Here is a 20,932-nt window from a genome sequence, read left to right on the forward strand (position 1 = left end):
AGGATGGCCATGCCCGTTCACATCATCACCGACTCCGGTTCCGACATCACGGGGGCCCTGAGCCCGCACCTCACGGTGCTGCCACTCTCCATTGCGTTTGGCACCACGACGTACGCCGACGGCGTCGACCTTACGCACGAGCGTTTCTACCAGCTTCTCGCTGAAAGAGACGAGCTGCCCACGACGGGACAGGTTACCCCCTACGCCTTCTCGCAGGCGCTCGAGCAGGTGCGCGCGGCCGGCGACGAGGCCGTGATCGTGACCCTGTCTTCCAAGCTCTCGGGGACCTATCGAAGTGCCGTCTCGGCGGCGGCCGACTTTCCCGGCGCCCAGGTGGTCGACAGCCTGAACGCGACCGTGGGCGAGCGCATCCTCGTGGAGCGAGCGCTCACCCTGGTCGACGAGGGGCTGAGTGCGGCTGAGATAGCCGCCCAGCTCGAGCAAGAGCGTTCGCACGTCTGCTTGGTCGCGCTCCTCGATACCCTTGAGTACCTGCGGCGTGGCGGACGCATTCCCAAGAGCGTGGGGGCGATCGGCGAGCTCCTGTCCGTCAAGCCGGTCATAGGTGTCGTGGACGGCGAGGTCGTCATGCTGGGCAAGGCGCGTGGCTCCAAGAACGGCCGCAACCTCCTGCACCAGGAGGTCGAGAGAAGCGCCATCGACTTCACTATGCCCGTCATGCTGGGTTACTCGGGCCTCTCCGACCAGCTGCTGCGCACGTATCTTGAGGACAACCGGAGCATCTGGGAGGGTCGCGTGCGCGAGGAGGACCTGCCCATCATTCTCGTGGGGGCCACGATTGGCACTCACGCGGGTCCGGGCGCCATCGTGCTGGCGTTTTTCCGCGAGGAGTAGGCCGCGAGGTGGTTTTTTTGGCCCCCCGGAGAGCAAAAGGGGGCTTGTCAATAGATTTGACGGGGAAGGTCGAGTAGCCCGATTTTGGGCAAGCCTCTGACCTCGTCTTCTGTAAGAGCATCGAGGCCTACTGCTCAGGGTGTCTCGCGAAATCTATGGATAAGTCCCCTTGGTGCTTTTGGAAGCTCCCTAGCGGCGCTGGAGGGCGCGGCGGGCCGTGATGGCGGCGAGTCGCGAGAGGGCGGGTACCAGGACGTCGCGCGTCTCGTGGCTCATGGTACGCGCAGCCTCCACCACAAGGGCGACCGGCCGGGCGTCTCCCGAGAAGACCTGACGCGCGTCCGTGACTCCCGACGCATCGATCGCGCGAAAGAGTGCCTCCACAACCCGTGGCTCCTCCGCGTCGGTGAGCGAGTCGAGCCACTCGGCCAGCACGTCGTGCGTGAGAAGCGCGCCGTCAGAGAGTCCGTCTGCGTAGGCGAAGTCGTCTCCGGAGACCTCCCAGGTAAAGATGCTGTGCTGGTCGATGCCCCGCGCGGTGCTGCGCACAACGAGCGTGGGCGCGGGAGTCTCCATGATCATGCCTACGACGGACTCCTCGGGCACGGTTCGGTGGATGCGTCCCGCGAGGCGCTCGAATTCCCCGGCGCTGGCAAACCCGGGCTTGAAGCCGGGACCGTCGTGGTCAAAGACGCGTTCGATGCGGGCGCGAATGCCCTCTGAGCAGCGAAGTGCCGCATAGGTGGCCAGATTTCCGCCTTTGGAGTGACCGCCCACGTAGAGCCGCGCGGGCAGATGGCGGGCCACGTCCTCGAGGTAGTCGACGGCCAGGCGCTGGGCCGGGACGGGTGGTTCCACGGCCATGTCGAAGTTCTCGCGCCACCCCACGAGCGAGTTGTCTGTGCCACGAAAGGCCATGTAGGCAAAGTCGGAGTCGCGCCTTCGCCCGTGCCAGACGAACGTCGTGGCCGAGAACTGCACGTGCGCGGCTCCGTCCATGACGGAGGTGTAGTCGCAGAGCCTGAGGTCACGGAATCGCGGGCTGGCCACGAGAGCTGCGAGCTCGTGCTTTACGCGCTCGGGCGTGAGCCCGCGAAACATCCCCTCGAAGAGCTCAGCGCGGAAGAGGTCACAGAAGCGGACGCTCGGAACGCGACGGGCGCGCCAGCGCTCGGTCAGACGGCCAATTGCGCGACTCTGTGAGGGCGCATCTGTGGAGTGTCCTGACGCCCCGGGAATCACGCCGACGCCGTCGACCATGCAGATTTGGGAGAGCGCCGCGGAGTCCACGGGGCCCAGGGGCCTCTCGTCAAAGGTGGCGAGTTCGCGCTCGAGATAGGAGAAGAGGTCCACAGAGCCTCCCGGGGACTGGGGTTGTCGCGCACCTAGGCGCTCGCGGATGGGATGGATTTTGAGCCCGCGCCGTTGCGTCGGCTGGAAAGGCGCAGGCATGCCCTCACGACGGCGCAGACGGCGAGCGCCGCGATTGCTACGAGGACGATGGTGCCGCCGGGCTTGGTACCCACGTAGTAGGAGATGACCAGGCCGGCAATGCTGGCGCCCACGCCGATCGCGCACGAGATGACGGTGAGGCCGCGCCAGCTGCGGGCCACCTGCAGCGCCGCCGCCACGGGCACCACCATGAGGGCCGAGACGATGAGCGAGCCCACGGTCCGCGACGCGATGGAGACCACCAGCGCGCAGGCCAGCGTGAAGAGGGCCGAGAGGGCCCCGGTGCGCACCCCCGCGAGCCGTGCCGTTCGCTCGTCGAGGGCCACGAGCAGCAGCTGACGACGAAGCGCCACACAGCCCGCGATCACGGCCGCGCCGATGATCACGACGGCAAGCACCTCGGCGTCGCTCACGGTCACGATGCTGCCAAAGAGGAAGCTCGAGAAGGTGGCCCCGTTGGGGACAAAACCGGAGAGCACGCCCGCGAGGCCCACGCCAGCTGACATCACGATCGCAATGGACAGCTCGGCGCGGTCGGCGAAGCGCCGACGGATGGCCTCGATGCACGAGGCGGCCACGAGCGAGGCGACGGTGGCTCCGAGCACGGGGTTCACCCCGGCGATGAGACCGGCCGCCACGCCGGCGAGCGAGGCGTGGGACAGCGCGTCGCCGATCATCGAGAGCCGGCGAATGACGACGATGACCCCCACGAGCGGAATCGCGGCCCCCAAGATGGCCCCCGCGATGAGGGCACGCTGCATGAAGCCGTAGGCAAGTAGGTCAGGCATGGTCCTCGACCCTTCCGTTCTCGAGCCGAACGACGTGGGCGCCCCTGACGAGCACGCCCAGGCGCGCGAGGTCGTGTGTCACGAGGAGCGCGGCCGTGCGGTCGTCGTGCAAAAGCGACGGCAGGAGGCGGGCAAAGTCCCGGGCCCCATCCTCGTCGAGGCCGCTCGTGGGCTCGTCAAGCAGAAGAAGCCCAGGCTGGTTGGCCAGGGCCCGCGCGAGCATGACGCGTTGGAGCTGCCCTCCTGAGAGCTCTCCCATGAGGTGGCGCTCGAGACCCGTGAGCGACAGGCGCTCCATGAGCTCGTCGGCGCGCTGCCGGGCCTCCCGGTGAGAGCCGGTCACGCTCGCGCGCACCACCTCGCGTACCGTGGCGGGAAAGCCGGCAAGCCCTCCCGCGCCCGCCTGTGGGACGTAGCCCACGCAGGTCCAATCGTGGAGCGCGCGCACGTCGGAGCCAAGGATGCGCACCGAGCCGCTGTCGGGCGCAAGCTCGCCAAAGGCCAGCCGCACAAGGGTCGACTTGCCCGCTCCGTTCTCGCCGATGAGCACGCACAGCTCGCCTGGGGCCACGGCGAGGCTCGCCCCCTCGAGGACGGGGGCGAGCCGGTTGGGAAAGGCAAAGGTGACGTTTTCGAACGCCAGCGCTGATTCGTGAGATGCCATGCGTTATAGATTAGCTCAGCGCGGCGACGAGCTTGTCGAGGTTGTCGCGCATGACGCTCACGTAGTCCGCTCCCGCGTCGATGTCATCCTGCTCAAGGCCCTCAAGGGGGTTGAGCACCTCGCAGGTCGCGCCGGTCGCGTCTGCGATGGCCTGGGCGACCTTGGGACTTACGAGGTCCTCCGAGAAGATCGTCTTAACGCCCTGGTCCTTGACCTGCTCGATGATGGAGGCCATCGTCTGGGCGTCTGGCTCCCCCTCGGCGTCCATGCCGGTGATGGGAATCTGCGTGAGGCCGTAGGCGTCGCAGAGGTAGCCAAAGGCCTCGTGCGACACGACGATGGTCTTATGAGGTACCTGGGAGAGGCGCTCGGAGTACTCCTTGTCGAGCTCGTCGAGGTCAGAGGCGTGCTTCTCGTAGTTAGCCTTGTAGTCATCGGCGTGGTCGGGGTCTACCTTGACGAGCGCGTCGCGGATGTTGGCGAGCTCGTGCTTGGCGTTCTTGGGCGCAAGCCACACGTGCGGGTCGGTGCTGTCGCCGTTGTCCTCCTCGGAGCCCTGGCGCAGCGTGATGCCATCGGAGGCCTTGACGGTCGCGGGGGCCTTGTCGCCCAGGGAGGCGAGCAGGTCGTCGACCCAGTGCTCCATGTTCGCGCCGTTGTAGACGAGCAAGTCGGCGTTCTGGATCGTGACCATGTCGGTGGGTGCGGGCTCCCAGTCGTGGGGCTCGGTGCCGGCGGGTGTGAGGTTGGTGAGGTCGGCGTGGTCTCCGGCGACCTTGGTGGCAAAGTCGTAGGGCGCGTAGAAGCTCGCCACGACGGAGAGCTTGCTGTCCGCGTCAGCGGCGGCGGGCGTCGCCGAGTCCTCGTTGGAAGAGGGCACGGAGCAGCCGGCGAGAAGCGCCGCTCCCGTCACGCCAAGCGCGGCAGACAGGAGGGACCTCCGCGAGAGCGGACGCCTCCAGAAGCCCTCGTCGGAGTCGCTCGCCTGATACGTGGTCAGTGCATGCCTAGTCATGTCCGTCTTTCCCTTCTGGGACGCCATCCTCGGCATGGCGACAGTCCTCGCATATCCCACACAGCACGGTCCTGCTCTGGTCGATCACAAAGCCGTGGTGCTCCCGAACGTGGTCGGCGAAGCCCTGGAGCATGGAGCAGTCGAGCGGAAATGCCCGCCCGCAGTCGAGGCACAGAAGCTGTCCCTGCGGCTCGTCTGCCGCGGTGTCTATGCGCCGGTAGGACGCTGAGGCGCCCCGCGCGGCAGCCACCTTGGAGACGAGGCCTTCGTCGACCAGCTTCTCAAGCGCACGATAGACCGTGGTGCGCCCAATGCGAGCCCCGCAACCGTGCAGGCCATCGAAGACCTCGTCGATGGTCTGGTAGCGATCTGCGTGCGCATTCATGTGCGACATGACCAACCTGCGCTGCTCGGTGCTGTACTCTGCTCTCTTGCCCATAAAGCCTCCCGGAGTCTTCTCGGAAGTATCGTAGGACTGCGAACCGCCTCCGTCGATTCAGAAATCCACTTTGTAATATGAAAACCAGTTTTAATTATGCACCCGGTCCTGGTGATGTCAATAGAAAATAAAAGTCAATTTCATATTTAAAAGCAGAAGGAGGAGAAGTGCTAGAGCACGGTACGCAGGATGAGGAGGATGAACTGGTCGATGGGCATGGGGTCCTCGTCGACGATCCACGCGCTAATGACGGCCACGAGCCCGGAGAGGTAGAACTCGCGTACGACGGCGGACTCTCGCGGGCCAAAGCGTCCGGCGGGCATGACGAAGCGGTCTACGAGCGGCGCGATGATCTCCTTGAACCGGCGGGTGAAGGTGGGGTCCCCATGGGGACCCAAAAAGGCGCGCGTGCTCTTGCGCGAGTCCTGGGTCATCTGGAGGATGAGGCCCATATGCTGCGAGAACTCAAGGCGCTCCCCCTTGAGGAGACGCTCGTTGACCAGCTGCTCGATGCTTTTCAGAAGATCGTCCTCGGCCTCTTTGAGCAGCTCGTAGACGTCATGGTAGTAGAGGTAGAAGGTGGCCCGGTTGTAGCCGGCGCGGTCGGTGATCTCGCGCACGGAAAGCTTCTCGAGGGGACGCTTGGCGTAGAGCTCCAGAAACGCCTCGCGCAGGTTGGCACGCGTCTGCTCAGTGATGCGCGGTTGCTTCTGCATGGTGCCTCCTCGGGTTTGTGAGCGTTTGGAGAACCGCGCGACACTTGCCGTCCGGGTGTCAAGCGATATGCCCGCCCTCTTCTGCGGACAGTATACTTCCACGATAGACAACACGCTGTCGAGTGATGAGACGGCCGAGCGTCGAGCAATCGGAGGCCAGATGCCCTACATCGCGTTCACGGATGTCGTGCGCAGCTACGGTGCGGGAGTCACCCAGATAAACGCCCTCGATGGCGCGAGCTTCGCGGTGGAGCGGGGCGAGCTTGCGGTCATTCTGGGCGCCTCGGGCGCGGGCAAGACGACGGCCCTCAACATCCTGGGCGGCATGGACGGGGCCACCTCCGGGCAGGTCGTCGTGGACGAGCGAGACATCAGCGATGCGAACGAGGACGAGCTGGTGCTCTATCGTCGCGCCGACGTGGGCTTTGTCTTCCAGTTCTACAACCTCGTGCCCAACCTCACGGCGCTCGAGAACGTGGAGCTGGCGGCCCAGATCTGCCCCGACTCGTTCGACGCGGCTGAGACCCTGGGCAAGGTGGGCCTGGGCGAGCGCCTGGATAACTTCCCGGCGCAGCTCTCGGGTGGCGAGCAGCAGCGCGTCTCCATCGCGCGCGCTCTGGCCAAGAATCCCAAGCTCCTGCTCTGCGACGAGCCCACCGGTGCCCTCGACTACCAGACCGGCAAGCAGATCCTCCAGCTCCTGCAGGACACCTGCCGCAGGGAGCACATCACGGTGGTCGTCGTGACGCACAACGCGGCGCTCGCGAACATGGCCGACCGCCTCATCCGCTTCAAGAGCGGCCAGGTGATTGACATGGAGGTCAACCCGGACCCGCAGCCCATCTCCCAGATAGAGTGGTAGGGCATGGCCTCTCCTCGCGGCAGCTTCCACCGGGCCTTTGACCGAGGCGTTCTGCGCACGATCCGGGGCAGCCTCAAACGCTTCGTGGCGCTCGCCACGATCACGGCCCTGGGCGTGACGATGATCATCGGCCTCAAGGCCGCCTGCGTCGACCTGCGCACCTCCGCCGACACCTTCTTTGACGACCAGAATCTCTTTGACGTGCGCGTCCAGTCCACGCTTGGCCTCACCGACGAGGACGTGGCCGCTCTCGCCTCCCTCAACGGAGTCGAGAATGTCGAGGGAGGCTGGTCGGAGAGCGTCTACACGACCGTGGGCTCGGGCTCCGAGAAGGTCGATGTCAAGGCGCTCTCTCCCACGGGGATGAACGCGCCGGTGGTGCTCGAGGGGCACCTGCCCACGCGCGACGACCAGATCGCGGTCACCCAGCGCTACCTGGACGAGTCCGGGCTCTCCCTGGGCGATACGCTCACCTTTCATGGAGACGGTGACGGCGAGGACGGCTCCACGGAGGTCTTCGAGCGCAAGGAGTACACGATCATCGCGACGGTGCTTGACCCCATGGACATCAACGCGGGCGAGGGCTCGATGTCGTTTCGCTCGAGCGGAGGCGCGCAGTACTCCTTCTTCGTCCTGCCCTCCTGCGTGACCTCAGATGCCGCAGACGCCTACACCGTGGCCTACCTCACCGTTGACGGTGCACGCGACCCCCTGTGCTACTCGGACGACTACACGGACGCCGTGGAGCCCGTGAAGCAGAGCATCGAGGACGCCCGAGAAGAGCGCGAGGCCGCGCGGGGCGCGGGCCTGCGCGCCGATGCCAACCAGGAGATTGACGAGCAGGAGGCCGACGCCCTCTCCCAGCTCTCTGATGCCGAGGACCAGATAGACGACGCGCAGGCCCAGCTGGACAGCGGACGCGCCCAGCTCGATCAGGGTCGCTCGGAGCTCTCCTCGCAGGAGGCGTCCGCCCATGCGCAGCTTGCGGACGCCCAGGCGCAGATCGACGCGAGCTATGCGCAGATAAACGCGGCGCAGGACCAGGTCGACGCCGGCCTGACGCAGCTGGCCTCCGGGCTCGGCTGCGACGTGGGCGGCATCCCCGCCGCGCTGGCCGCCCAGCATGACCAGCTCGTGGCGGGGAGGGCGAGCGCCGAGACGAGCGCGACGATGCTCTCGTCGCTCATGGGCGACGCCTGGCCGGCTGACGAGTGGGCGCGCCTCTCGTCTGTGACCAGTGAGGAGGAGGCCGAGGCTGCGGCGACGGCCTTCAGCTCGAAGCTCGACCCCTTCATCAATACAGCTACGACCTCGCTCGACGAACTCATCACCTACGTGAGCTCGCCGGAGTTCGGACAGGCCATGGACCAGGTGGGCAACGTCTACGACAACCTCCCGGACACGGTCAAACAGCGCCTCGACGGGCTTCTCGCCGACGTGCCCGAGGGAGTGCGTGCGAGCCTGCAGGGGATTCTGGGCATGTCGCAGGATCAGATGGTCGAGCGGCTCACCTCCGTGCGGACCCAGATGCAAAGCGCCTTCGAGCAGCTCAAGGCCCTTGCTCCCGGCATGGCGCAGATCGTGGCGGGCGAGCATCAGCTCTCTGAGGCCCAGGCCGGCTACCAGCGGCTCGTTGCAAGCCGGGCGCAGGTCACGGCCGCCCGCGCCGAAGTCGACGCCGGTGCGACCCAGCTCTCGTCCGAGCGTGCGAGCGCCCTCGCGCAGATCGCCGACGGCTGGGACCAACTGGACGCGAGCGCCTCCACGCTCGCCGAGGGCCAAGACGAGCTCGCCTCCTCGCGCGCTACCTTCGAGGGCGAGCGCGACGACGCCCTCGCGCAGATCGCCGACGCGCGCGACCAGGTGAGCGACATCCCCGACGCCGTCTGGTACGTCCAGGACCGCTCGAGCCTCGCGAGCTATGCGAGCGTGGACTCGGACGCCTCGTCCATCGAGACCATCGGCACCGTGATCCCCATCGTGTTCTTTGTGGTCGCCGTGCTCATCAGCCTCACCACGATGACGCGCATGGTCGAGGAGGAGCGCGAGCTCATCGGCCTGTACAAGGCGCTTGGGTACAGCAGGGGCCGCATCCTGTCCAAGTACGTGCTCTACGCCCTCGCGGCCTGTGCCGCGGGCGGTCTGGTGGGCAATGTCCTGGGCTTTGTGGCGCTCCCGGCCATCATCTTCACGATCTTCTCGACCATGTACGCGCTTCCGGGATTCTTGTATGGCTTCGACTTCGTCTACGCGCTGGGGTCGATTGCCGTCTTCGCGCTCGGGATCGTGGGCGCCACCGTGCTCACGTGCTCCCACGAGCTGCGCGAGTTGCCCGCCTCGCTCATGCGCCCCAAGGCCCCCAAGCAGGGCGCGCGCATCTTCCTCGAGCGCATCGGTCCCGTCTGGCGCCGGCTCAGCTTCCTGGGCAAGGTCACGGCGCGCAACATCTTCAGGTACAAGCGGCGCTTCCTCATGACAGTCCTGGGCATCGCGGGCTGCACGGCACTGCTCGTGACCGGCTTTGGCATTCGCGATACGGTGCTCTCGCTACCCGCGCGCCAGTACGGCTCCGGGGGCGTGATCGGCTACGACCTCATGGCCGTGACCTCCCCCGACGACCTTGACGCGGTAGCGGCGGACCTCTCCTCCGACGATGCCGTTCTGGACCTGCAGCGCGTCTACGTGGACCAGCTGACGGCGAGCTACGGGGGCACGCACGAGAGCGTCCAGCTCATCGTGGTGCCCGACGGCTCCTCGCTCGACGGCTACGTGCGGCTCGTTGACGACACGGGCGACGAGCTCGACCCGAGCGCGGGCACGGGAGCCGTCATCACCAAGAACGCCGAGCAGGTCATGGGCTTCTCGGCGGGAGACGAGCTTGAGCTCCAGGACTCCACGCTCGTGGAGGCGAGCACGCAGGTGGACGGCATCGCCCTCAACTACCTGGGCAACACCGTCTTCATGACGCAGAGTGCCTACGAGGTCGCCTTTGACGCGACCTGCGAGCCCAACGCCGTGCTCGCACGCCTCACGGGCTCGCCTGACGAGCAGGTGGCCTTTGCCGACCAGCTGTCCCAGGACGGACGGATGCTCTCGGTGGTCTCCACGCAGAAGCTCGTGTCCGACTTCTCCAGCGCCTTCACGCTCATCAACACGGTGGTCTACGTGATCATCGTCCTGGCGGCGGCCCTCTCGTTCACCGTGGTCTTCACGCTGTCCAACACCAACATCTCCGAGCGCGAGCGAGAGCTGGCCACCATCAAGATCCTGGGCTTCAAACGTCCGGAGGTGCACCGCTACATCAACAAGGAGACGCTGATCCTCACGGGGATGGGCGTGGTCTGCGGCCTGCCCCTGGGCTACGCGCTGGCGCGCAGCCTCACGTGGATCCTGCGCATGCCCTCGCTCTACTTTGACGTGGTGGTCGATCCCGCGACCTATGTGATCTCGGCGGCATTCGCCTGCGCGTTCACGCTCATCGTGAACGCGCTCACCAACCGCTCGCTCGACCGCGTGGACATGGTGGGGGCCCTCAAGAGCGCGGAATAGGAGCGGCTCCTTTGCCGACCATACCCAAACGCCTATTTCGGGTCGATTTTGGACCTCAAACACGCGTTTGGGTATGGTCGGTCATGTAGCACGTGTGTGGGCGTGGCCGTTGCAGCCTCGTTCGCTAAGATGAGAGCAGGCGAGCAATGACCCGCAGGCGTTGAATGAACCCCACGTCAAGGAGGCAGTACGATGAGCAGCTACGTCACACGCCCCAAGGTCCGCGTGAACACCCAGGAGACCGCGCTGCACGGGTACGCGCCCATCCACGAGAAGATCGCGCACTCCTTGGAGGAGGTCATGTCCTCGTGCTCCGATCGGGTGGTGCTCGCACTCGAGTGCTACCCAGGGACGGATCATGAGGAGCTTCTCGCCCAGCTGATCGAGCCCCTGGGCCCCTCGCTCACGCTCTTCGCGGACGACTACGCCCAGAGCGTCGCGCGGGTGCAGGAGCGCATCAAGGACTGCATCACCGAAGACCGGGTCTTCGGGGTGATATCTCACTACACAATCGACCAGTTCTTCGAGGAGCCCCGCATTGAGGAGGCCCGTCAGAAGATCGCCGCAGCTCAAGGGCTCGTTGTGGTCTATGGCATGGGGACGACCGTCCTGTGCGAGCCCGACCTCGTGGTCTACGCGAGCCTCACGCGCTGGGAGGTTCAGTGCCGTTATCGCCGGGGCGTCGCGAACTGGAAGGCGAACAACCCCGGCGAGGACGCTCTGCGCAAGTTCAAGCGCGGCTACTTCTTTGAGTGGCGCGTGGCCGACCGCCAGAAGAGCGCCCTCTTTGACACGATTGACTTTCTCATTGACGTGAACGTCGCCGATGACCCCCGCATGGTGAGCGGGGACGCCTATCGCGCGGCCCTGGGCCAGGTCGCGAGCCAGCCCTTCCGCCTCGTGCCGTACTTTGACGCGAGCGTATGGGGCGGTCACTGGATGCAGGAGCGCTTTGGGCTCGACCCGGACGCCTCCAACTTCGGGTGGGCGTTCGACGGGGTGCCCGAGGAGAACTCGGTCCTTCTCGACTTTGGCGGCGTGGATGTGGAGATCCCCGCGCAGGACGTGGTCTTCTCGCATCCCGTCGAGCTCATGGGCCCCAAGGTCCATGCGCGCTTTGGGACGGACTACCCCATCCGCTTCGACTATCTGGACACCATGGGTGGCGGGAACCTGAGCCTGCAGGTTCACCCCCTCGTCGCATACATCCAGGACCGCTTTGGCATGGCCTACACGCAGGACGAGAGCTACTACATCCTGGATGCGACTGCAGATTCCTGCGTCTACCTCGGCGTCAAGACGGGAACCGACAAGGACGAGATGTTCGCCTCCCTCAGGCGCGCCGCTTCCGGCAAGGAGCAGTTCGCAGACGAGCGCTACATGAACAAGATTCCGGTCGCCAAGCACGATCACGTGCATATTCCCGCCGGCACCGTGCACGCGGGCGGTGCTGGAACCGTCATCCTGGAGATCAGCGCCACGCCCTACATCTTCACCTTCAAACTCTGGGACTGGGGCCGGGTGGGCCTCGACGGGCTTCCGCGCCCCGTCCACCTGGATCACGGGGAGCGCAACGTCCTGGTCGAGCGCGATACCGCATGCGCCGAAGGTCGTCTCACGGACCGCGTCGGCGCCCCGCACGAGGACCTCTCCCAGGAGCCCGGCGTGCGCGTGGAGAAGACCGGCCTTGCCGATGAGGAGTTTATCGAGACCAGGCGCTACTGGTTCAGGGACGCGGCGACGCTCTCCACGTTCGAGAGCGTGAACGAGCTCAACCTCGTCGAGGGGGAGTCGGTCGTCGTGGAGGGCCCGGATGGATCCTTCTCGCCGCTGCCCGTGCACTATGGGGAGACCTTCATCGTCCCGGAGCGCGTAGGGACCTATCGCATCAGGAACACGGGGGACCCCTCGAAGGAGGTCGCGGTCATCCAGGCGTTCGTGCGCAACCTCTAGGAGATTGAAAAATAGATTCTAATCCAAATAAGTATTATTGAGATTAGAATCTTTTGCCGCCGCAAGGTTGAGACAAACGCGGGCACGGGGCAACCGCCTACCCCTCGCGCTGGGCGAGAAACGCCTGCGTGCGCGCCTCTCGGGGGTGCTCTATCACCTGCGTGGCGAGGCCCTCCTCCACGATCACGCCGCCGTCCATGAAGACGACGCGGTCGGCGACCTCGCGCGCAAAGCTCATCTCGTGCGTCACGATGACCATGGTCATGTCCTCGGCGGCGAGGTTCTTGATGACGCGCAGGACCTCGGCGGTGAGCTCGGGGTCCAGGGCGCTCGTGGGCTCGTCGAAGAACATGACCTGCGGATTCATGGCCAGGGCGCGTGCGATGCTCGCCCGCTGCTGCTGGCCGCCGGAGAGCTGACAGGGAACCTTCTCCTCGCAGCCCGAGAGGCCCATCTTGTCTAGGAGGGCCCGCGCGTCGGCCTCGGCCTGGGCGCGGCCGCGCTTCTGCACGCACACGGGGGCATCCATCACATTGCGCAGCACCGAGAAGTGCGGGAAGAGGTTGTAGTTCTGAAACACCAGGCCAAAGCGCTCGCGGGCCCGCGCGAGGGTGGCCTTGTCGGCGTAGGAGCCGCTGCGGGAAACCTCGACCTCGCCGTAGGAGAGATCCCCCGCGTCGAGGCGTTCGAGCAGGGTGAGGCAGCGCAGGAGGGTCGACTTGCCGCCGCCGGAGGGGCCGATGATGGCCACGACCTCGCCTGAGGCCACCGAGAGGGAGATGTCGCGCAGGACGGGCACGCCGCCAAAGCTCTTCTGGGCGCGGTCGAGCGTGACCACGGGTGCGGATGCGGACGCGCTAGTCATGGTAGTAGCTCAGCTTTCTCTCGACGCGGGAGGCCGCCAGCTCGATGAGCAGGTTGAACACCCAGTAGAACAGGGCGGCGATCATGAACGGCAGCATGCTCACCTGGCTGGCCACGAGCTGCTTGGCCACCGTGAACATCTCGATGACGCCGATGGAGAACGCCAGGGACGTGTCCTTGACCAGGGTGATGATCTCGTTGGTCATGGCCGGCATGATGCGCTTGACCACCTGGGGCAAGACGATGCGCATGAACGTCTGCGCGCCGGAGTAGCCCAGGACCTCGGCGGCCTCGTACTGGCCACGCGGGATGGACTGTATGCCCGAACGGTAGATCTCGGCGAAGTAGGCGGCGTAGTTGACGATGAACGCCACGATCGTGGCCTGCCACTTGCTGTCAGGGGAGAGGTCGATGCCAAAGACGTAGTACGGCACGAAGTAGATGGCGAACATCTGCAACATGAGGGGGGTGCCGCGCATGAGGGAGATGTAGAGCCGGGCGAGAAGCGCCAGCGGCTTCACGCGACTCATCCGCGCGAAGGCGACGAGCATGCCGAGCGGCAGCGAGCCCACGAGCGTGAAAGCGAAGATCTGCAGGCTCACGAGGAAGCCCCCGCCCAGCATGCTGACCATGGTCATAACGTCCACGCGCGGCTCCCCTCAGACGGCAAACGGGGCAGACGCCCGCGCGGACGCCTGCCCCACAAGGATAGATGGTAAAAGGCTACTCGAGGCACCAGTTCTCATAGGAGATACCTTGGTCGGCGTACTTCTCGCAGAGTGCCTGGACAAAGCCGTCCTCGTCCATTTGCTTCAGGGTCTCGCTGACCTTGTCCGCCGTGGCGGTGTCGCCGGTCTTGAAGCCCACCGCGTAGTGCTCGCTCGAGAGCTGCTCGTCGAGCTGGGTGTAGGCATCGGGCTTGGCGGAGATCTGATAGGAGGCGATGGAGAGGTCGCAGGCCACGGCATCCACGGCTCCGGACTCGAGCTGCATGAAGGCGGTGTTGTAGTCGCCGATGGTCTCGAGGCTGGCAAAGCTGGCGGCGAGGTTGGCCTGGTCGCCGGTGAGCACGTCGTAGGCGGCCGAGTCGACCTGCGTGATCACGGTCTTGCCGGCGAGGTCGTCGAACGAGGAGATGCCGGAGTCGGCGCGGGTCACGATGACCTGGGCGTTGAGCATGTACGGCTCGGAGAAGGTGTACTTGCCCTCGCGGCCCTCGACGGTGAAGCCGTTCCAGAGGCAGTTGATGGCGCCGGAGTCGATGAGGGTGTCCTTGGCGTCCCAGTCGATGGGCTCGAGCTGGACCTCCCAGCCGTTGCGGCTGGCGACTTCCTGGGCGAGCTCGAGGTCAAAGCCCGTGTACGCACCGTCGTCGCCCACGTAGCCGTAGGGCGGGTAGGAGGAGTCGAAGCCCACGACGAGCTTCTCCGTGGCAGCGGCGCTCTTGTCGTCGGAGGTTGAGGAGCTGGCAGAGGCATCGCTGCTGCTGGTGGAGGGGGATCCGCCGCACCCGGCGATAAGGACGACGGCGAAGACCGCGGCCACAAGACAGGCGAGGACGGAGGCGAGGCGGCGCTTCTTCATGGAGGATTCCCTTCTCGGTGCGTGTGCCCAGTACTTTACTCAGATAAAGCGTGAGAAAGAATATACACTTTAGTATGATGGAGTGCAAGGAGATTTTAGAAAACCCTCAGATCCGGGCGCAGGAATGGTATATCGGTGGGCGGAGCGGCAGGACGTGCGCTCCTATGCTATGATGCTCGCCCCGCGAGGGAGTAGTGGCATGCGAGAAAGCATGTGATGCATCCAACACGCTGGCTTTTAGCCTGGGTGCATCGTAATCAACGAGACTCGTGGCGACCCCGTGAGGGCAGGGTCGCCACGAGTCTTTTTATTGGGTGCTGTCGCGGCGGCAGGAGAGAGGTTTGCTATGGGATTCGTCGAGCTTCTGCTCGTGGCCGTAGGCGTCTCGATGGACGCCTTTGCCGTGTCCGTCTGCAAGGGGCTCGGCATGCGGGCGATCGACTTGCGGACGACTGCGGTGATGGCGCTGTTTTTTGGCGGGTTCCAGATGATCATGCCGCTTGCTGGCTGGGTTCTGGGCAGCCAGTTCCTGTGGCTGATAGCGCCCGTTGACCATTGGATTGCCTTTGGGCTTCTGGGCTGCATCGGTGCCAAGATGATCTGGGAGGCAGCGCACGAGGAGGCGGACTGCGGGCGCGCTGATACGAGCCACGTCAGCTTGCGTGAGATTCTGGCGCTTTCGGTTGCCACCTCTATCGATGCGCTTGCGGTGGGCATCTCGTTTGCTGCGCTCGCGGTGGACATCGTGCCTGCCGTGGTCACGATTGGGCTCACCACCTTTGTATTCTCGCTCGCAGGTGTGACGGTGGGCCACTTCTTTGGGGCTCGCTTCGAGCGCCCCGCAAACGTGGTGGGCGGCGTCGTGCTGATCTTGATTGGGATTAAGATCTTGCTGGAGCATCTGGGGATGCTGAGTTAAGGGACGTCCTCACACAAGCGCGCGCAGCCCGGATCGATCGAGCACGTCGACGGAACCGCGCGAAAGCGCCACGAGGCCCTCGTGCTCGAAGTACTTGAGCATGCGCGAGACCACCTCGCGGGCGCTGCCCAGGTGCCGCGCGATCTCGTCGTGCGTCACCACAAGGTGCGTCTCTCCCGTACGGGCCAGCTCGTCGAGGAGAAACGCGGCGAGTCGCGCGTCGAAGCTCGAGAACAGCACCTGTTGCATGACCCACATGCAGTCGCTGAAGCGTAGCGCCGTCTGACGGTACGCGAAGGCCTCGACGTGCACGTTCTTCTCGATGAGGTCAGAGAAGAAGCCGGGGTCCATAACAAGCAACTTGCAGTCCGAGGCGGCGTCGAGTGCGATGTCAAAGCCAATCATGGGCAGGATGCACGAGGCGGCGAGCACGCAGCACTCGCCGGTCTCCACGCGAAAGAGCGTGATCTCGCGCCCGGACTCAGAGAGCATGTAGGCCCTCAGGCTCCCCTCCGCCACGAGCAGCACACCCGCGCAGCCTGCGTCTCTTCCCTGGATATGCTCGCTCGTGCGGAACCGCCGGACGTTCGTGTGGCGGGCGCACGCAGCGCGCTCCTCGTCTGCCAGCTCCTTCCAGACAGGAAGAAGACGAGCGAGGAGCGCAGAAGGATCGGTGGTCACGAGGCTCCATTCGGGACAAAAGTAGTAGCGTTCATGTCCCGATTGTAGCGCCTCGCCGACTGGAGCCGTCGGCCTTACGAAACCATCCCACAAGGACCTGCGGCGTTGCCGGCAAGGGCCCGGTCAAGCGCGCTGGCCGCGTAGAAACCATAGCCGCCGGCGACGTTGGCGCACGAGAAGCCCAGCTGCGAGAGCATGCGGCAGGCGACGTAGCTGCGCAGTCCGCTCTGGCAGTGCACGTAGAGGGTCTTGTCGCGCGGGAGCTCGCCCGTGCGGTCGCGCAGCTCGTCCAAGGGGATTCGCAGCGATCCCTCGATGCCGCCGCGAGCGACCTCGCCCGGCGTGCGTACGTCCACGAGCACGGCATCCTCTGGCAGGTTAGTCGCCTCGCCCCAGCTCACCTGCTTGACCAGGCCATCGAGGATGTTCTCGATGAGGTAGCCAGCCATGTTGACCGGGTCCTTCGCCGAGGAGTAGGGGGGCGCGTAGGCGAGGTCGAGCTCGGTGAGGTCGCTCGCGCCCATCTGGGCGCGAATGGCCGTGGCGAGCACGTCGATACGCTTGTCGGCACCGTCGGTCCCCACAATCTGCGCGCCGATGATGCGTCCGCGTCGTTCTCCGGAGCGCTCGAACAGCACCTTCAGGGTCATCGAGCCGGCGCCGGGATAGTAGGTCGCGTGGCTCGCCGGCGAGAGGACCACGGCGTCGAAGTCGATGCCGACCTGGGCGGCCTGACGTGCGTTGAGGCCGGTCGAGGTGATCGTGAGGTCGAAGAGCTTGAGCACCGAGGAGCCCTGCGAGCCGGTGAACGTGGTCTTTCGTCCGCAGATGTTGTCGGCCGCGATGCGCCCCTGCTTGTTGGCGGGACCGGCGAGTGCGATAAGGGCCGGCCGGCCCGTTACCACGTGGCGCACCTCGATGGCGTCGCCCACGGCAAAGATGTGCGAATCGCTCGTCCTTAGGTGCTCGTCCACGCGGATGGAGCCGCGCAGCCCGAGCTCCAGGCCGGCATCCTTTGCGAGCGTGCTGTCCGGGGTAACGCCGATAGCTAGGATGACGAGGTCGGCAGCGAACTTCTGGCCGTCGGCGAGTTGGGTGACAAGGGCGTCGTCCTTCTCCACAAATCCGGTCACAGTTGCGTTGAGATGCAGCTCAACGCCATTGCGACGCAGCTCGTTATGGACGAAGGGCGCCATGTCCGCGTCGATTGGGAGCATGGCCTGGGGGTCTCGCTGCACGAGCGTAACGTCGATTCCGCGCTCGCACAGGTTCTCGGTCATCTCGAGGCCGATGAAGCCGGCACCCACCACGGTGGCGCGCTTAGCCTGCGCGCGCTCGATGAAGTCATGAATGGCAAAGGTGTCCTCGACGGTCCTCAGCGTGAAGAGGCGCTCGGAGTCCACGCCCGGCAGCGGAGGTACGACGGCACGTGCGCCAGGGGAGAGTATGAGCTCGTCGTACGGCTCGTCGTAGGTGCTCTTGTCCTCGAGATTGCGTACGTGCACGACCTGCTGGGCGCGGTCGATGGAGACGGCCTCCTGGTGGACATGCACGTCTATGTTGAAGCGCGCCCGGAAGCTCTCGGGGGTCTGAAGCGTGAGCTTGGAGCGGTCGGTGATGGTGCCACCCACGTAGTAGGGCAGGCCGCAGTTGGCGTAGGAGACGTATCCGCTGCGCTCGAGGATGACGATGTGGGCCCGCTCATCCAGTCTGCGTAGGCGCGCCGCTGCGGTGGCGCCTCCCGCGACGCCTCCGATGATGACGATCTTCTTCTCGCTCATGGCTATGCCCCCCTCACGATGTCGCCGCGCCAGCGGTTGATGCCGCCGGCATTGACGACGTTGGTGTACCCCATCCGGGCAAGGGAGCTCACCGCATTGCTCGCGCGCGCCCCGGAGAGGCAGTAGACGTAGACGGGCGTGTCGGTGCGGGGGACCATGCGCTTGGCGCCCGAGATGGAACCCACGGGAACGTTGATTGCCCCCGCGACGTGTCCGCTTGTGAACTCGTCCTTCTCGCGCACGTCCAGAACGACCGCGCCGCGAACGTCGCGTGCCTCCGCCAGACAGGTGTTGATGTCTCGCGCGCCCGCGCCACCGCCAAAGATCGAACCAAAAAAGCCCATGGTGCCCTCCTGTTGGATGTCTGTTTTGGCAAGGCTAGCACGGGCGGCGTGGCGGTTCAGTGACTTAGTCACCAGGGCGAGGGGGCGGCAGCGGTGCCGCCGAGCCGGCGCGGCTACCGCACGTGCTCGACGACCTCCTCGATCGGGCGGCGCAGCTTGGGGTGCGCACGATGGCTCGGGTCGTGGACGCCAAACTGTGCGAGTACGCTGACGCCCCATTCCCCGGGGTCGAAGGCGCCCTCCTTGACCAGCAGCTCGTTGAGGGCATCGGCGTCGTAGCCCTCGACGGGCGTGGCGTCCACGCCCAGAAGCGCCGCCGCGGTGAGCATGTTGGCCAAGGCTATGTAGGTCTGCTTGCCGGCCCAGTCGAAGAGGGCGCGGTCGCTCTCGAGGACGTGGAGGTCGCTTCTCTGGAATTCCTCGAACGTGGCGAGGCGTGCCCGCTCGTCTTCCGGGGAGAGGCCGTGGACGTGCCCGGAGATCTGGTGCGCCCACGGGCTCTGCGCGTCAACGCCCCGTCGGGCCAGAATGACGACGGTGCGGTCGGCGTTCTTCTTGGCGCCCCAGCAGCAGTCGAGGATCTTGCCCAGGAGCTCGTCGCTCTCTATGACGAGGAACTTCCACGGCTCGAACCCAAAGGAGCTGGGGGAGAGCCGGCCGGCCTCGAGGATCGTGGAAAAGTCCTCGTCGGAGACGTGTCCGTTCGGGTCGTAGCGCTTGCAGGTGAAACGCCGCTCGAGCGCGTCGATAAGGGTTGCGCCATTCTGACGCTCAACGGCAGTGTTCATGGGGGCTCCTTTCGCGGGGTGCTCTTCGGAGTCCTTCGTACCCTATTCTGCTTGTGGTCTTCTCGCCACGAGCGAGAATGTGAGCGGAATCCGTGGGAGTCCGTCGGGCATGCTCCAGGCGTCCTCGTCTGCATGATACTTGAGCTGGGGAAGCGCCTTCCAGTCGGTCTGCTCGTGCTCGCCGAGCGCTTCGATCGTGAGACCGGCGCCGAGCAGCGCGCCGGTGATTTCCTGGAAGTCATGGGCCCAGTTGTGGTTGCGTGTATGCGTGATGACGGGTGCTGCGGGAGTGTCGTCCTTGAGGTTGCCGTTCGCGGGAAGGGGCACGGTCATGTAGGTCTGAGCCGTCTCGTAGCACGACTCGGTGCCGCTCAGATAGCCTGTAACAACCTCGAGTCCGTTATTATCGAGTGCGAACAGGAGCGGGTGATTGTCGCGAATCATGAAGATTCCGCCTGGGGCCAGAAGCCGCGCGATGGAGCGTCCCCAGTCCTCGAGGTCGGGGAGCCAAGTGATGGTGCCGGCGCTTGTGACAATGACGTCGAACGATCCCAGATGCTCGGACAGGACCTCGTCGGCATGGCGTGCGTCGCCCCGCACGTAGGTGATGTCCGCCCCGGCGCGCGCGGACAGCGCGCGGGCGTGATTAAGTGCATGGGGTGAGAAGTCCAGGCCATGGACCTCGCTCGCCCCCAGACGCCACCAGCTCAAGGTGTCTGTGCCGATATGGCACTGAAGATGCAGCAGACGTTGCCCGGCGACGGAGTTCATGGGCAGGTGGGGAGCAAGCACCCCCAGGTCGCGTCGGACGACAGATGAGACGTACAGGGGGTCATCGGCCAGAGCGTTCAGGTCACCGTAGGTGCTCTGGGCATGTGTCTCAGCACGATCGTTCCAGTTTTGTAGGTTGTCGCGGACGGCATCTGTGGTGTGGCCACTCACGCGTCTCCTCCCTTGTAGGATTCTGGGTCCTGGTGCGGAGTTCTACAGACAGGCGGCTGCGATGCGGCGCCGGAGCCCGTCGATGCCCTCGCCGGTGGCGGAGGAGGTGACCACGACCTGCTCGCGCTCGACGCCGAGCTGTCGAGTCAGGGTGGCGACCTGCTGGTTCTGCTTTGAGCGCCCGATCTTGTCGGCCTTGGTGAGCGCTACCACGAAGGGAAGCTCGCTCTGCTGCAGGAAGCCGATCATGTCCAGGTCGAGCTGCTGGGCCTCGTGACGGATGTCCACGAGGGCGATTACCAGGTTGAAGCTGCGCTCCTGGTCGAAGTAGCCGGAGATGAGGTCGGCCCACCGGCGCTTCTCGGCCTTGGAGACCTTGGCGAAGCCGTATCCGGGCAGGTCTACGAAGCGGATGCCGTCGACGGAAAAGAAGTTGATGTTGGCGGTCTTGCCCGGCGTGCTGGAGACCTTGACGAGGTCCTTGCGCGAGAAGACTCGGTTGAGCAGAGAGGACTTGCCCACGTTGGAGCGCCCGGTCACGGCGACCTCGGGGGTCGCGGGCTCGGGAAGCTGCGCCACGGTGCCATAGGAGGCCTCGAAGCGCGCCGTCTGGTAGTTGATGCTGGCCATGGGCCCTCCCTGCGTCGGTTGCAGGGTCATTGTACCTGCAAGCCCGTTGCTCGGGAAAGAGCCGTCCACTGTCGCATGCTGCCTTTGGGTACCATGGGCGGAGATG

Annotated in this window: 20 protein-coding genes; 5 read left to right on the plus strand and 15 right to left on the minus strand. The window is 65.4% G+C overall.

Features of this window, described 5'->3' with window-relative positions:
- Positions 1 to 9 precede the first annotated feature (9 nt).
- Positions 10 to 855 carry a DegV family protein gene (locus INP52_RS01045; RefSeq protein ID WP_194371629.1) on the plus strand — a complete coding sequence of 282 codons (846 nt, stop codon included), beginning with the start codon at positions 10 to 12 and terminating at the stop codon, positions 853 to 855.
- A 189-nt stretch (positions 856 to 1,044) separates the two neighbouring features.
- On the opposite strand, the gene INP52_RS01050 is transcribed toward INP52_RS01045, so the two are convergent.
- From INP52_RS01050 to INP52_RS01075, 6 genes are all read right to left on the minus strand, one after another.
- Positions 1,045 to 2,208, minus strand: a complete 1,164-nt coding sequence (locus INP52_RS01050; protein ID WP_194371631.1) for an Mbeg1-like protein — start codon at positions 2,206 to 2,208, stop codon at positions 1,045 to 1,047.
- A 32-nt stretch (positions 2,209 to 2,240) separates the two neighbouring features.
- Positions 2,241 to 3,095, minus strand: coding sequence for a metal ABC transporter permease (locus tag INP52_RS01055; RefSeq protein WP_194371633.1), 855 nt, complete (start codon positions 3,093 to 3,095; stop codon positions 2,241 to 2,243).
- A complete protein-coding gene (locus INP52_RS01060) occupies positions 3,088 to 3,759 on the minus strand; it encodes a metal ABC transporter ATP-binding protein (RefSeq protein ID WP_194371635.1) in 672 nt (223 codons plus the stop codon). The genes INP52_RS01055 and INP52_RS01060 overlap by 8 nt, the downstream gene beginning before the upstream one ends.
- A gap of 10 nt (positions 3,760 to 3,769) precedes the next feature.
- Positions 3,770 to 4,774: a metal ABC transporter substrate-binding protein gene (locus INP52_RS01065; protein ID WP_194371637.1), complete on the minus strand. Its 1,005-nt coding sequence runs from the start codon at positions 4,772 to 4,774 to the stop codon at positions 3,770 to 3,772.
- The gene (locus INP52_RS01070; RefSeq protein ID WP_194371639.1) at positions 4,767 to 5,213 is read right to left on the minus strand and encodes a Fur family transcriptional regulator; all 447 of its coding nucleotides are present in this window, start codon (positions 5,211 to 5,213) and stop codon (positions 4,767 to 4,769) included. The genes INP52_RS01065 and INP52_RS01070 overlap by 8 nt, the downstream gene beginning before the upstream one ends.
- A gap of 170 nt (positions 5,214 to 5,383) precedes the next feature.
- Positions 5,384 to 5,929 (minus strand): TetR/AcrR family transcriptional regulator, encoded by a 546-nt coding sequence (locus tag INP52_RS01075; protein ID WP_194371641.1) that lies wholly within the window; start codon positions 5,927 to 5,929, stop codon positions 5,384 to 5,386.
- A 160-nt stretch (positions 5,930 to 6,089) separates the two neighbouring features.
- Between INP52_RS01075 and INP52_RS01080 the strand changes: the two genes are divergently transcribed.
- The 3 genes from INP52_RS01080 to INP52_RS01090 all read left to right on the plus strand — a co-directional run bounded on the left by INP52_RS01080 (position 6,090) and on the right by INP52_RS01090 (position 12,293).
- Complete coding sequence (locus tag INP52_RS01080; RefSeq protein ID WP_194371643.1) at positions 6,090 to 6,791, plus strand: ABC transporter ATP-binding protein; 702 nt, start codon at positions 6,090 to 6,092, stop codon at positions 6,789 to 6,791.
- 3 nt (positions 6,792 to 6,794) lie between these two features.
- Positions 6,795 to 10,340: an FtsX-like permease family protein gene (locus INP52_RS01085; RefSeq protein ID WP_194371645.1), complete on the plus strand. Its 3,546-nt coding sequence runs from the start codon at positions 6,795 to 6,797 to the stop codon at positions 10,338 to 10,340.
- 192 nt (positions 10,341 to 10,532) lie between these two features.
- Positions 10,533 to 12,293 carry a class I mannose-6-phosphate isomerase gene (locus tag INP52_RS01090; protein WP_194371647.1) on the plus strand — a complete coding sequence of 587 codons (1,761 nt, stop codon included), beginning with the start codon at positions 10,533 to 10,535 and terminating at the stop codon, positions 12,291 to 12,293.
- A 97-nt stretch (positions 12,294 to 12,390) separates the two neighbouring features.
- On the opposite strand, the gene INP52_RS01095 is transcribed toward INP52_RS01090, so the two are convergent.
- The 3 genes from INP52_RS01095 to INP52_RS01105 form a co-directional block, all read right to left on the minus strand.
- Positions 12,391 to 13,158 (minus strand): amino acid ABC transporter ATP-binding protein, encoded by a 768-nt coding sequence (locus tag INP52_RS01095; RefSeq protein WP_228478356.1) that lies wholly within the window; start codon positions 13,156 to 13,158, stop codon positions 12,391 to 12,393.
- Positions 13,151 to 13,795 carry an amino acid ABC transporter permease gene (locus INP52_RS01100; protein WP_228478423.1) on the minus strand — a complete coding sequence of 215 codons (645 nt, stop codon included), beginning with the start codon at positions 13,793 to 13,795 and terminating at the stop codon, positions 13,151 to 13,153. Before INP52_RS01100 ends, INP52_RS01095 begins: the two co-directional genes overlap by 8 nt.
- 85 nt (positions 13,796 to 13,880) lie before the next feature.
- On the minus strand, positions 13,881 to 14,741 hold the full coding sequence (locus tag INP52_RS01105) for a transporter substrate-binding domain-containing protein (protein ID WP_194371651.1): 861 nt from the start codon (positions 14,739 to 14,741) through the stop codon (positions 13,881 to 13,883).
- A gap of 346 nt (positions 14,742 to 15,087) precedes the next feature.
- Between INP52_RS01105 and INP52_RS01110 the strand changes: the two genes are divergently transcribed.
- Positions 15,088 to 15,660 (plus strand): manganese efflux pump MntP, encoded by a 573-nt coding sequence (locus tag INP52_RS01110; RefSeq protein WP_194371653.1) that lies wholly within the window; start codon positions 15,088 to 15,090, stop codon positions 15,658 to 15,660.
- A gap of 9 nt (positions 15,661 to 15,669) precedes the next feature.
- Here INP52_RS01110 and INP52_RS01115 read toward each other — a convergent pair whose 3' ends face one another.
- From INP52_RS01115 to yihA, 6 genes are all read right to left on the minus strand, one after another.
- Positions 15,670 to 16,341, minus strand: a complete 672-nt coding sequence (locus INP52_RS01115) for a Crp/Fnr family transcriptional regulator (protein ID WP_194371655.1) — start codon at positions 16,339 to 16,341, stop codon at positions 15,670 to 15,672.
- Positions 16,342 to 16,415: 74 nt separating this feature from the next.
- A complete protein-coding gene (locus INP52_RS01120) occupies positions 16,416 to 18,122 on the minus strand; it encodes an FAD-dependent oxidoreductase (RefSeq protein WP_194371657.1) in 1,707 nt (568 codons plus the stop codon).
- Between the two features lie 2 nt (positions 18,123 to 18,124).
- The gene (locus INP52_RS01125) at positions 18,125 to 18,466 is read right to left on the minus strand and encodes a rhodanese-like domain-containing protein (RefSeq protein ID WP_194371658.1); all 342 of its coding nucleotides are present in this window, start codon (positions 18,464 to 18,466) and stop codon (positions 18,125 to 18,127) included.
- Positions 18,467 to 18,579: 113 nt separating this feature from the next.
- Complete coding sequence (locus INP52_RS01130; protein WP_194371659.1) at positions 18,580 to 19,254, minus strand: NAD(P)H-dependent oxidoreductase; 675 nt, start codon at positions 19,252 to 19,254, stop codon at positions 18,580 to 18,582.
- A 42-nt stretch (positions 19,255 to 19,296) separates the two neighbouring features.
- Positions 19,297 to 20,196, minus strand: coding sequence for a class I SAM-dependent methyltransferase (locus INP52_RS01135; RefSeq protein WP_194371660.1), 900 nt, complete (start codon positions 20,194 to 20,196; stop codon positions 19,297 to 19,299).
- A 42-nt stretch (positions 20,197 to 20,238) separates the two neighbouring features.
- Positions 20,239 to 20,826, minus strand: coding sequence for a ribosome biogenesis GTP-binding protein YihA/YsxC (gene yihA / locus INP52_RS01140; protein WP_194371661.1), 588 nt, complete (start codon positions 20,824 to 20,826; stop codon positions 20,239 to 20,241).
- Positions 20,827 to 20,932 lie beyond the last annotated feature (106 nt).

The organism is Thermophilibacter immobilis (assembly GCF_015277515.1).
Lineage (GTDB): Bacteria > Actinomycetota > Coriobacteriia > Coriobacteriales > Atopobiaceae > Thermophilibacter > Thermophilibacter immobilis.